Source organism: Cobetia sp. BMC6 (assembly GCF_029991385.1).
In the GTDB taxonomy this organism is placed as follows: domain Bacteria; phylum Pseudomonadota; class Gammaproteobacteria; order Pseudomonadales; family Halomonadaceae; genus Cobetia.
Map to the genome: position 1 here is coordinate 248720 of NZ_JAKUMF010000002.1, position 12083 is coordinate 260802.

Consider the following 12083-nt stretch of genomic DNA (forward strand, 5'->3'; position numbering starts at 1 on the left):
TGGGCGAGCCCCTACTGCGCGAGATCGTCCAGGGCGGCGTCAAGCGCCATGTCATAGCTTCGAGCGCCAAAGCCCATGATCACGCCGCGCGCCACATCGGAAAGATACGAATGGTGGCGGAACGGCTCGCGGGCATGGGTGTTGGAAAGGTGCAACTCGATGAACGGAAGTGCGACGCCGAGTAGCGCATCGCGCAGCGCAACGCTGGTATGGGTAAAGGCCGCCGGATTGATCAGGATGATGGCGGTGCCATCTTCACGGGCAAGGTGGATACGCTCGATCAGCACATGCTCGGCGTTGGACTGCAGCCAGTCCAGTTGATGGCCGGCCGCGCTGGCGCGCTGGACCAGACGCTGGTGGATATCCTCCAGCGTGGTGGTGCCATACACCTCGGGTTCACGGGTCCCCAGCAGATTGAGATTGGGGCCGTTGAGTACCAGGATGCGCGCCATGAAAGTCCCTTGTGTCAGCCGTGCTCGAGCACCAGGCTCATTGAGCTGTTAACCCATGAAGAAAATGCAAAGATACCGTCACTATCCACGACGTTTACCTATTGAGCGTAGGCTGTTGCCGTAGTGACGCGGATTCTGCCGAAATTCTCGAACGCTGTCCAGTTTGGCACTGAACCGAAGATTTTGCCGCATTCTTCGCCCTCACATGCATCTCGGCAGCAGCTGCGCTGCGACGGGCGTGTGGCAAACACGCTTTTCAGTTGGCGCGCCGTGACGGGCCGCGCAGCTGATCCAGTACTGATGTCAGGTGCTGGCCGAGCTGGCTGGCATCGACTTCCCCCTGGATACGCGCCTCCTTGAGTTCGCGTTCATCGGCGAAGAACAGCAGGCTGGGGGGGCCGAACAGGCCGAATTGCTTGAGCAGCGCCTGGGTCGCGGCCCCGGGACTGGTGACGTCGGCGCGAATCAGGTGGAACTGGCGCAACTGGCTGGCGACCCTGGGGAAGACCTCGCGCTCCATCACCTTGCACGAGATGCACCAGTCGGCGTAGTAGTCGACGAAGACCGGCTGGCCGCGGCTGGCGGCCAGTGCCAGTTCTCGCTCGAGCTCGCTCATGTCGCTGACGGTGATGAAGTCCAGTGATGTCTCGGCGGCCTGCCCGGGTGATGTGCCGCCAGTGAAGGGGGCCAGCGGGCGCAGCGGGTCGCTTGCGCCGCCTGCCACACCCAGCAGGCTGACCATGCCCCAGCCCAGCGCGACCAGCCCCAGGGCCTGACGGGCACGCGCCCAGCCTCGGCTCTGTGCGCTGAGCGCCCCCAGCGCCACGCCCGTGCCGATGGCCAGAATGGCCCATCCCAGTACTGCCAGCGAGGCCGGCAGCAAGCGCTCTACCAGCCATAGCGCCACCCCCAGCAGCAGGATACCGAAGGCCTGCTTGATGCCCTCCATCCAGCCGCCGGCCCTGGGCAGCAGGCTGGCGCCGAAGGTGCCGACCAGAATCAACGGCACGCCCATGCCCAGCCCCAAAGCGAAGAGTGCCAGCCCGCCGGTCATGGCATCGCCACTGGCGGAAAGATAGACCAGCGCACCGGCCAGAGGTGCCGAGACGCAGGGCGATACCACGAGTACCGATAACGCGCCCGCAAGCGCCAGTCCGCCGGGGCCGGCGTTCATCAGGCGCCCTTGCAGTGTGTCGAGTCGTGAGTGCATGCCGCTTGGCAGTCGCAGAGTGAAGGCGCCGAACATGGCCAGCGCGAACAGCACGAACAAGGCAGCGAAGGGAATCAGTACGGCCGGCATCTGCAGATGCGCCTGCAGGTTGAGCCCCGCGCCGGACAGGCCCATCAAGGTGCCGGCCGCGGCGTAGGTCAGGGCCATGCCCAGGGCGTAACTCGTGGACAGCAGCAAGGCGCGCGGGCGGCTGGGGCGCTGGCCGACGATGATCGAGCTCAGGATCGGAATCATCGGCAGCACGCAGGGCGTGAAGGTCAGGCCGAGTCCGGCGAGGAAGAACAGCCCCAGAGCCGTCAGCAGACTGGCATCCGCGAACAGTGTGCTGAAGCCGGCATCGGTGCCGCTGATCGGGGCTTTAGTGGTGCGGCTTGCTGTCGACGCCGCAGTCTCGCTCGACTGGCCGGCGGTCGGCATCAGCTGCGCGAAGGGGGCAGGGGCACTCTGCTCACCGGCCTGTAGAGTGACGGTCTCCGGCGGATAGCAGAGCCCGGCATCGGCGCAGCCCTGGAAGGTGATGGAGAGTGGGACCGGGCCGCTGGCCGGTGTGTCGTCACGCACTGCCTTGCTCGAGGAGGCGCTGGTCAGCGGAATGCGAATGACCAGCGTATCGTGGAAGACATGCACCTCGCCCATGTAGGGGTCGTTCTTCAGCTCTCCCGGCGGCAGGTCGGCGTCGCCCAGCACGACCTGGTCGCTGGTGGTCGAGAAGCTGAATTGGTGACGATAGAGGTAATAGCCTTCCGCGCTGGTGAAGCCGACATACAGGGTGTCGCCCTCGCGCCAGCTGCGCGGCTGGAAGGCTTCACTGACCGGCAGGAAATCGCCCTGATTGCCGTCGCCGAACAGGCTGGACGCCGCACTGCTGCTGGAGCCGCTGCCGGCGTTTGAATTTGAGCCTGAGCTGAACAGACCGGCATTGGCGGGCAGCGCCGTCATCGCCTGCGCGACAACCAGAGCGATTGCCAGCAGGGTTGCCAGAAATGCAGGGCCCAGCAGGCGCGAGAACGCGGAGGGGCGTGCGCGGCCCGTTGGCAGCGCCATGCGGACTTTCAAGAACGAACGAAGCACGAAAGCATCCTTATACAGTGCCGAAAGAACATCCTGCAGGCCTCAAGGCTCCGCAGTGTCGCGCCGCCATCATCCTGCTCGGGGGCGAGTGCCGGATCGTGAGCAAGCCCATCATCGCCGCGCACGACTTGCACGCGGATGAATGTGCCACCATGTAGCAGACATCCCCGTTCGTGTGAGGGCATGTGAAAGCGCACCGGGATCGAGTAATGAAGCCGCCTGTGCGGGCGGCAGTCCGATCCTCGCCCCGTAACGCGGCTCGGTCCACGACCAGGCCCGTGGCCCGGCCCGCAATCCGGAGCGCATCGCACCTTGCCACAGAACCGGCACTTCACCGAGTGCGACTGGCACGTGCAGGGGCGCATGATAGGATAGGACGTACGTCATGAGTACCGGCGCTGGATGCATCGGCGCGGCTCACATCCGTTCAGGCAGGTCTGACTCGTCTCTCACACGGCTTTTTCTACAAGGCTTCATACAAGGAAGAACGCATGGCCCTATTCGGTAAAGGCAGTAAGCGCGGCGCCAATCGCGATGTGCTGGAAACGCCTCAGTATGGCTGGATCTGGAAACCACTGATCGGGCTGTTCGTCATTTACCTGCTGGTCTGCGTTGGCCTTGGGATCTACTGGAGCAGTGAACCGGACGAGTTCAACATCGATCAGGCCACGCGCACCGAACTGGCTCGCGTGCATGGTCTGGCCGCACCGGTGGCCAAGGTCGAGGGCGAAGAGCCGGCACCGGCTTTCGAGACCCTGCCGACAGGCACCGCGACCGTCGCCACCCTGATGACACTCAACGACACCCTGCTGCACAAGCCGGGCGGTTATCTCAAGAATGATGTGGCGCCGCCGGGTCTGATGCTCGACAACATGCCCAACTGGGAATATGGCGTGCTGGTGCAGGTGCGTGACATGACGCGTGAGCTGCGCAAGGAATTCAGCCGCTCGCAGTCCCAGTCCAGCGATGACAAGGCGCTGGGCAAGGCCGAATCCCTGCTGTTCATCGATGCCAATGCCTGGATGCTGCCGGAAGCCGAGCACGAATATGCTGACGCCAACCGTGAGCTGGGCGACTACCTCAAGCGTCTGAGCGATGACACCCAGAACAACGGCCAGTTCTACGCGCGTGCCGACAACCTGGTGGCCTGGCTGTCGGATGTCGAGAATCGCCTCGGTTCCCTGTCCCAGCGCCTGTCGGCCAGTGTCGGCAAGTCGCAGCTCAACCTGAGCCTGGCCGGCGACAAGAGCGCCACCTCGGCCAAGAGTACCCAGGCGGAAGAAGAGATCAAGACGCCGTGGCTCGAGATCGACGATGTCTTCTATCAGGCACGCGGCACCTCCTGGGCGCTGATCCATCTGCTCAAGGCAGTGCGTCATGACTTCCAGGGCGTGCTGGAAGACAAGAACGCGCTGACCTCCATCGACCAGATCATCCGTGAGCTGGAAGCGACCCAGACCGACATCGGCAGCCCGATCATCCTCAATGGCTCCGGCTTCGGCTTCTTCGCCAACCATTCGCTGGTGATGGCCAACTACGTCGCGCGTGCCAACTCCGCGATCAGTGACCTGCGCAGTCTGCTCGAGAAGGGCTGATCCCGTGACGTCCGATGCCGGCTGACGGTTCTCCTCACCGGTGCCGGGCGTGAGCCGGAAACGAAAAAAGCCCCCGTCAATGACGGGGGCTTTTTCGCATCGTGATGCCTGAATCGCGCATCACTTCGAAAGGACTCAGTCCTTCTGGTAGGCAGCGGCTGCCTTCTCGATCGCGGCACGGGCGGCATCAGCACCGTCCCAGGAATCGATCTTGACCCACTTGCCTTTCTCGAGATCCTTGTAGTTCTCGAAGAAGTGCGCGATCTGCTGACGCAGCAGTTCCGGCAGATCAGTGACTTCCTGGACGTCGTCGTACAGGGAGGTCAGCTTCTGGTGCGGGACGCAGACCAGCTTGGCGTCTTCACCGGCTTCGTCGCTCATGTTGAGCACGCCGACCGGACGCGCACGAATGACGCTGCCCGGTGCGACCGGATACGGGGTCACGACCAGCGCGTCGAGGGCATCGCCATCGTCGGCCAGGGTATTCGGGATGTAGCCGTAGTTGGCCGGGTAGAACATCGGGGTGGCCATGAAACGATCCACCATGAGCGCATCGATGTCCTTGTCGATCTCGTACTTGATCGGCGCGTGATTGGCCGGAATCTCGATCGCTACGTAGACGTCGTTCGGCAATTCCTTGCCAGCGGGGATCTTGTCGAAACTCATTGTCGAGTCCTTGGGTTTGCGGGTTGAAGGCCTGCGGGTCAAAATTCCGCTGAATTATACGAACTGGCAGACCGTTTTGCCATTATGCCACGCTCGATCGCCTTGCGTTGCACCAACGAGTGGTGGCACTGCAGGCTGACTCGGGTAACACTTGGGGCCGCCCAGCGCGGCGCAACGGCGATTGCACGTATCAGCGTCGGGCTGACGCTGCGTCACCACCGCATGCATGAAACGTAACGGCAGGATCGAGACGCAAGGAGACCGCCTTGGCGGATGCAGAGCTTTCACTCAGTTACGGTCAGGCCTTCGTGGCTCCCGACCGCAAGCGTCATCGCAGCTCGATGTCGCTGGAGATACCGCTGGAGCGCGGCCCGCTGGCGGCCAAGGGTGGCTGCGCGCTGATCGCCGACACCACCAGCAAGAACGCGATTGCCAAGCAGGCCGGCGACCTTGCCGTGCGTGGCTTTCTGGCCGACTACTTCGCCACGCCTGACAACTGGAGCGTCAAGTATTCCGCGACCCGCGTGCTGCGGGCATTGAACAGCTGGTGTTACAGCCAGAGTCGCTTCGTGCGGGGCGGCAGTTACGTGACCTCGATTTCCGCAGTCGTCTTCCGGGGCCAGTCGGCGCATCTGTTCCATGCCGGTGACACGGTGGTCTTCCGGCTGCGTGGCGGCGAATTCGAGCAGATCTCGCGTGATCATGTCACCGATCTCGGCGGCTATCGTTATCCGTCGCGGGCGCTGGGCATGGATGTCAGCCTCGACATCGACTATATCGAGCTGCCGCTCAAGCAGGGTGATATCTTCCTGTTCACCACCCAGGCGGTGCGCGGCACTCTGCTGCCTTCCGATTTCGTGTCACTGATCCGCGATGACGTCTCGGATCTCGACGCCGCCAGTGAGCGCCTGGCCCATGCCGCGGCGGACCGCGCCGATGAGCGTGGCTACACGGCTGACCAGTTCTGCTTCCAGCTGGTGCGCATTGACCGCCTGGCGACTGCCTCTGACGATACGCCGGGGCGTGTCTATGGCGACCTTCCGGTGCCGCGTGAGCTGGAGCCGGGCGACCGCATCGATGGTCTGGAAGTGCTGGAAGTCATGTCGCGCAGCGCGCGGGTACGCGTCTACAAGGTGCGTGACCTCAAGAGCCGGCGCGTGATGGTGATGAAGGCGCCCAGCCCGGAACTGTCGCTCAAGAACGCCTATCTCGAGCACTTCCTGCTCCAGCAGTGGGTGGTGGACCGCGTCAGCTCGCCCTTCGTGGTCAAGGTGGTGGAGCCGTCACGCCCGCGTGATCACCTCTACTACCTGCTCGAGCACCTTGAGGCGCAGACATTGACCGAATGGGCACGCATGCATCCACAGGCCAATCTCGAGCAGCGTCTCGACATCGCGCGTCAGCTTGGCAAGGCCGTGCATGCCCTCAATCGTCGTGAGGTGCTGCACCAGCTGATTCACCCCGACAACGTGATGATCGACCGGCATGGCAAGGTGGTGCTGGTCGATTTCGGCGCCTGCCATCTGCGTGAGGGGGATGGCCATGAGAGCGCCGGTCCGCTGGCGCGCCAGGTCGGCCTGACCGAGCACAGCGCGCCGGAATATGCCCTTGGCGCCGATGTCAGTCGGCGCAGCGATCAATACGGCCTGGCTTCGGTGATCTACTGGTTGCTGACCGGCATGCAGCCCTACGCCCAGTCGATGGAGCAGCTGCGCACCCATACCGACCTCGAACTGCTGGAATATCAGCCAGCCCGCATGCGCAATCCCCAGGTGCCACAGATACTGGACGATGCCCTCAGGCGCGCCCTGGATCCGCAACGCACCCTGCGCTATCGCCGTCTGTCTGAGCTGCTCTACGCGCTGCGGCTGCCGCAGCAGGACCCCGGCAAGGCGCTGACGCCCTCGGAGGCGATACGTGAACCGGCCAATTTCTGGCAGGGCGTCGCCGGCATCCTGTTGTTGCTGCTGGTGCTGTCCTGGTTGCTCAAGTGAGCGCGGAGTCCGATGGGGGGCAAGGCCATGGCGGGAGGAATAGGTGCATGGGCCAGACCGCGATCGTGATAGGGGCGACCGGCGTGGTCGGGCACGAGGTGGTGACTGAACTCATCGCGTGCGAGGCCATCGCCAGAGTCGTCACGCTGACGCGCCGGCCGGTGCCTTGCGACTCTGACAAGGTCGAGAACCATGTGGTCGACTTCGCGCGACTGGAAGACTGGGCCCACTGTTTCCAGGCGGATCTGCTGTTCTCGTGCCTGGGCACCACGCTCAAGCAGGCGGGGTCGCTCGAGGCGCAGCGGCGTGTCGACATCGATCATCAACTGAGTGCCGCTCGGCTGGCGGCCGCCCAGGGAGTGGCGCACTACCTGCTGGTCTCCTCCAGCGGCGCCAATCACGCGAGCCGCAATGGCTATCTCAGGATGAAGGGCGAGCTGGAAGTGGCCATCAAGGCGCTGCCCTTTGCGCGTATCAGTGTCTTCCAGCCGTCATTGCTGGTGGGGGAGCGCAGCGAGTTCCGTCTGGGCGAGACGTTGGCGCGCCATCTGTTGCCGGCGCTTACCCGCTTGCCGGGCTTGCAGCGCTACCGGCCGATCCGTGGCGCTCAGGTAGCGGCGCGTATGGTCGAGGTCAGCCAGCGTCAGCAGCAGGCGCATGCGGTGTACCGGCTGGAGGAGGTGTTCCCCCGTTCCCCCGCATGACAACTGACAGTCATCAAAAAGCCCCGCACAGTCGCCTGTGCGGGGCTTTTTTACACTCGCTTCACTGTCAGCGACGGATCGCTCAGACGCGTCAACGCCAGGCGATCAGACCGTGAACGGTGTCAGCTTCTTCTCGACCTTGGCCAGCGTGAGCCTGGCGACCGCCGGCAGGCCATTGATGAACGGCGGGAAGTCCTCGCCCTGGATCAGCGGCGATAGATATTCGCGGCAGGCGTCGGTGATGTAGAAGCCATCTTCGCTGATGAATTCCAGCGGCATGAACTTCTCATGGTTGGCGATCTTCTCCAGCGGCGCCTCGATGATATCCCAGGCGTAGTCAGCGCCATCGCCGAGGCGACGGATCGCCGGCATCACGGCGTTCTTGCCGGCCAGGGCCATCTCGACGGCGGCACGACCCGTGGCGTAGGCCTGCTCGACGTCGGTCTTCGAGGCGATGTGACGCGCTGCGCGCTGCAGGTAATCGGCCACCGCCCAGTGGTACTTGTAGCCCAGGTCCTGCTTGACCATGCCGGCCAGTGTCGGCGCGACGCCGCCCAGCTGGCGGTGGCCGAAGGCGTCGGTGTTGCCGGCATCGGCCAGGAAGGTGCCATCTTCGTAACGCGCACCTTCGGAGACCACCACCACGCAATAGCCGTGTTCCTTGACGCAGGCATCGACGCGCGCCATGAATTCCTTGCGGTGGAAGGCGACTTCCGGGAAGACGACGATGTGCGGCGGCTGGGTGGCATCTTCACCGGCCAGGGCGCCGGCAGCGGCGATCCAGCCGGCGTGACGGCCCATGACTTCCAGAATGAACACCTTGGTGGAGGTGGCGCACATGGAGGCGATGTCGAGGCCGGCCTCGCGGGTGGAGGTGGCGATGTACTTGGCCACGCTGCCGAAGCCCGGCGAGTTGTCGGTGATCGGCAGGTCGTTGTCCACGGTCTTCGGCACGTGGATGGCCTGGATCGGGTAGCCCATGGTCTCGGCCAGCTGGGAGACCTTCAGGCAGGTATCGGCGCTGTCGCCGCCACCGTTGTAGAAGAAGTAACGGATGTCGTGGGCCTTGAACACCTCGATCAGACGCTCGTACTGGGTACGGTGGTCCTCGATGCTCTTGAGCTTGTAGCGGCAGGAGCCGAAGGCACCGCCCGGCGTGTGGCGCAGCGCGGCGATGTTCTCGTCGCTTTCCTGGCTGACGTCGATCAGGTCTTCGGTCAGGGCACCGATGATGCCGTTGTGACCGGCATACAGCTTGCCGATCTGGTCGCCGTTTTCACGAGCGGCTTCAATGACGCCACAGGCACTGGCGTTGATGACGGCGGTAACGCCACCGGACTGGGCGTAGAAGGCATTGTGCTGGGGCATGGGCTTCTCGTCTCTGCTTCCTTGTCATGGTCTTGAACGGGCTGGCGCTTACCCGCCGCATCATATCCGAAAGACATGACCCCTGCACGACGCCCGAATGCCACCGGGGGTGTCGTCCATCCCTGACAGGTCGCGTGCTACTCGCCGCCTGACGGGCATGCTAGGCTGCTCGGGCTTCCGGATTGGAGAAACAGATGCACCTTCACGTCATCGGTATTTGCGGTACCTTCATGGGCTCTCTGGCGCTTCTGGCGCGCGCGCGCGGTCATCGCGTCACGGGGAGCGATGCCAACGTCTATCCGCCCATGAGCACACAGCTGGCCGAGGCCGGTATCACCCTGATGGAAGGCTATGCGGCCGACAATCTCGTCCCCGCGCCTGACCTCACGGTGGTCGGCAATGCCGTCTCGCGCGGCAACCCCGAAGTCGAGGCGCTGCTCGAGCGCGGGCTGGCCTATACCTCCGGCCCGCAATGGCTGTGTGACGAGGTGCTGACCGGCCGCCCGGTGATCGCCATCGCCGGCACCCACGGCAAGACCACCACCGCGACCATGACCGCCTGGATTCTCGAATGTGCGGGCCTCGCACCGGGCTATCTGATCGGTGGCGTGCCGCCACAGTTGGGCGATTCCGCGCGTATCGGCGATCCTCAAGCGCCCTTTGTGGTCGAGGCCGATGAATACGACACGGCCTTCTTCGACAAGCGTTCCAAGTTCGTGCATTACCGGCCGCGCATTGCCGTGCTCAACAATCTCGAGTTCGATCACGCCGACATCTTCCCGGATCTCGCCGCCATCGAGCGCCAGTTCCACCACCTGGTGCGCACCGTGCCGGCTGGCGGCAAGCTGGTGGTCGCGGCGGACGCCGTCGCCGGTGCCCAGGCACTGGAGCGCGTGCTGGATCAAGGCTGCTGGACGCCGGTGACGCGCTTCGGCGCTGAGAGCGGTATCGAGAATGCCGGTGGCGACTGGCGCTATCGCCTGATCAGTGCCGACGGCAGCCACTTCGCGCTGGCACCGCCGTCTGGTGACGCAGGCGAGGCGGACCGCTTCGTCGAGTGCCAGTGGGCGATGCGCGGACGCCACAACGTGGCCAATGCCTGCGCCGCCGTGGCCGCGGCCGTCGAATGCGGCGTGAGTCTTGCGGTGACACTGGAGGCGCTCGCGCGTTTCGCGCCGCCCAGGCGTCGGCAGGAGCTGCGCGGTGAGGTGGCAGGCGTCAAGGTCATCGATGACTTTGCGCACCATCCGACCGCCATCGCCACCACGCTCGAGGGCCTGGCGCCCGGCGTTGCGGCCGAAGGGCAGGGCGGTCGCCTGTGGGCGGTGATCGAACCGCGCTCCAACACCATGAAGCTCGGCACCATGAAGGCGCGTCTGCCGGCTTCAGTGACCGCGGCAGATCGCGTCAGCTGGTTCGCGGGCCCCAGCCTCGGCTGGTCGTTGGAGGAGACGGTCAGCGAGTGCCGTGCGCTCGGCGTGGAGGCGGAGGTCGAGCAGGACCTCGACGCCCTGATCGCGAAGATCGCCAATCAATCCCGCGCCGGCGATTGGGTGGTCGTGATGTCCAATGGCGGCTTCGGCGGTATCCACGAGCGCCTTCTTGCGGCGCTGGCAGCACGCGAAGGTGAAGCATGAAAGCGCAAGCGACAGCCCCGGAGGGCGAGTTCAAGTCGGCGGTCACCGTCGCGCTGACCGGGGCCTCCGGCGCCCAGTACGGCCTGCGCCTGATCGAGTGCCTGGTCGCGGCCGGTCATGAAGTGATGGTGATGGTCTCCAAGGCGGCGCACATGGTGATCGCCACCGAGACCGATGAGGAGCTGCCGGCGCGTCCGGCGCGTCTCACCGAGGTGCTCACGCAGCGCTACGCCGCCAGGCCCGGCCAGATTCGCTGCTTCGGGCGCGAGGACTGGATGGCCCCGGTGGCCTCCGGTTCCGGCGCGCCGAGCGCCATGGTGGTGTGCCCGTGTTCCACGGGCTCACTGTCCGCGATCGCGACCGGGGCCAGCAACAACCTGATCGAACGCGCGGCCGACGTGGCCCTCAAGGAACGCCGCACGCTGATTCTGGTGCCGCGCGAGACGCCGTTCTCGGCCATCCATCTCGAACACATGCTGAGTCTGACGCGCATGGGCGCCGTCATCCTGCCCGCCGCACCCGGCTTCTATCATCGCCCGCAGACCCTCGATGACATGATCGATTTCATCGTCGCACGCATTCTCAACCAGCTGGGGATCTCGCATGCGCTGATACCGCGCTGGGGCGAGGGGCATGTCAGCGGCGATTGAAGGGCGGTCAGTCGATCCGTCCGAGTGAGAGCTTGTCAGAGGCATCCCTCTGGCACTGCATCAGGCTGAGCAAGGAGAGCAGGGAATGCTGAATTGGTCATTGTTGTCGGTGTTCGTGCCGACGTTCTTTCTGGTCTCGCTGACGCCGGGCATGTGCATGACGCTGGCGATGACCCTGGGAATGACCCAGGGCGTCAAGCGCACGCTGTGGATGATGATGGGCGAGCTGCTGGGTGTCGGGTTGGTGGCGGTGTCGGCGGTGATCGGCGTCGCGACCATCATGCTGCGCTATCCGATGGTGTTCTCGGCCTTCAAGCTGGCGGGTGGTGCTTACCTGGCCTGGCTGGGGATCCAGATGTGGCGCTCGCGTGGCCGCCTGGCCCTGGGGGTAGCTGGGGAGGGTGCGGAGGCACCGCGCGCCTCGCGCCGCGCGCTGGCGGCACAGGGCTTCGTCACCGCGATCGCCAATCCCAAGGGATGGGCGTTCTTCATTGCGCTGTTGCCGCCGTTTCTGGATGCCAGCCTGCCGCTGGCGCCGCAGCTGATCGCGCTGGTCGGCATCATCCTGACGCTGGAATTCACCTGCCTGCTGCTCTATGCCGGCGGTGGCAGCAGCCTGGCGCGTTGGCTGGGGCGTGGCTCGCGTGTGCGCCTGATGAACCGCGTGGCGGGCACGCTGATGATCGGCGTGGGAGTCTGGCTCGCGACCGGTTGA

General features: G+C 64.7%; 10 protein-coding genes. 6 read left to right on the top strand and 4 right to left on the bottom strand.

All coding sequences use genetic code 11. The features are described 5' to 3' along the window. Window positions 1-11: 11 nt before the first annotated feature. A complete protein-coding gene (gene aroQ, locus MKZ40_RS05310; RefSeq protein ID WP_043331983.1) occupies window positions 12-452 on the bottom strand; it encodes a type II 3-dehydroquinate dehydratase in 441 nt (146 codons plus the stop codon). Between the two features lie 256 nt (window positions 453-708). Continuing rightward, entirely contained in the window at window positions 709-2727 is a 2019-nt protein-coding gene (dsbD, locus tag MKZ40_RS05315) for a protein-disulfide reductase DsbD (RefSeq protein WP_254626943.1), read from the bottom strand. 518 nt (window positions 2728-3245) lie between these two features. Between dsbD and MKZ40_RS05320 the strand changes: the two genes are divergently transcribed. After that, the gene (locus MKZ40_RS05320; protein ID WP_175088253.1) at window positions 3246-4349 is read left to right on the top strand and encodes a DUF2333 family protein; all 1104 of its coding nucleotides are present in this window, start codon (window positions 3246-3248) and stop codon (window positions 4347-4349) included. 135 nt (window positions 4350-4484) lie between these two features. Here MKZ40_RS05320 and ppa read toward each other — a convergent pair whose 3' ends face one another. Further along, window positions 4485-5015, bottom strand: a complete 531-nt coding sequence (gene ppa, locus MKZ40_RS05325; protein ID WP_043331979.1) for an inorganic diphosphatase — start codon at window positions 5013-5015, stop codon at window positions 4485-4487. A gap of 266 nt (window positions 5016-5281) precedes the next feature. Between ppa and MKZ40_RS05330 the strand changes: the two genes are divergently transcribed. Both MKZ40_RS05330 and MKZ40_RS05335 read left to right on the top strand, forming a co-directional pair. Then, on the top strand, window positions 5282-7009 hold the full coding sequence (locus tag MKZ40_RS05330) for a bifunctional protein-serine/threonine kinase/phosphatase (protein WP_175088252.1): 1728 nt from the start codon (window positions 5282-5284) through the stop codon (window positions 7007-7009). A gap of 47 nt (window positions 7010-7056) precedes the next feature. Then, window positions 7057-7713, top strand: coding sequence for an NAD-dependent epimerase/dehydratase family protein (locus MKZ40_RS05335; RefSeq protein WP_175088251.1), 657 nt, complete (start codon window positions 7057-7059; stop codon window positions 7711-7713). Window positions 7714-7818: 105 nt separating this feature from the next. On the opposite strand, the gene MKZ40_RS05340 is transcribed toward MKZ40_RS05335, so the two are convergent. Continuing rightward, window positions 7819-9081 carry a 6-phosphofructokinase gene (locus tag MKZ40_RS05340; protein ID WP_175088250.1) on the bottom strand — a complete coding sequence of 421 codons (1263 nt, stop codon included), beginning with the start codon at window positions 9079-9081 and terminating at the stop codon, window positions 7819-7821. Window positions 9082-9275: 194 nt separating this feature from the next. Here MKZ40_RS05340 and mpl point away from each other — a divergent pair, with 194 nt between their 5' ends. From mpl to MKZ40_RS05355, 3 genes are all read left to right on the top strand, one after another. Beyond that, a complete protein-coding gene (gene mpl / locus MKZ40_RS05345; RefSeq protein ID WP_175088249.1) occupies window positions 9276-10718 on the top strand; it encodes a UDP-N-acetylmuramate:L-alanyl-gamma-D-glutamyl-meso-diaminopimelate ligase in 1443 nt (480 codons plus the stop codon). Further along, window positions 10715-11368, top strand: a complete 654-nt coding sequence (locus tag MKZ40_RS05350; protein ID WP_175088248.1) for a flavin prenyltransferase UbiX — start codon at window positions 10715-10717, stop codon at window positions 11366-11368. Before mpl ends, MKZ40_RS05350 begins: the two co-directional genes overlap by 4 nt. An 85-nt stretch (window positions 11369-11453) precedes the next feature. Further along, complete coding sequence (locus tag MKZ40_RS05355; protein WP_175088247.1) at window positions 11454-12083, top strand: LysE family translocator; 630 nt, start codon at window positions 11454-11456, stop codon at window positions 12081-12083.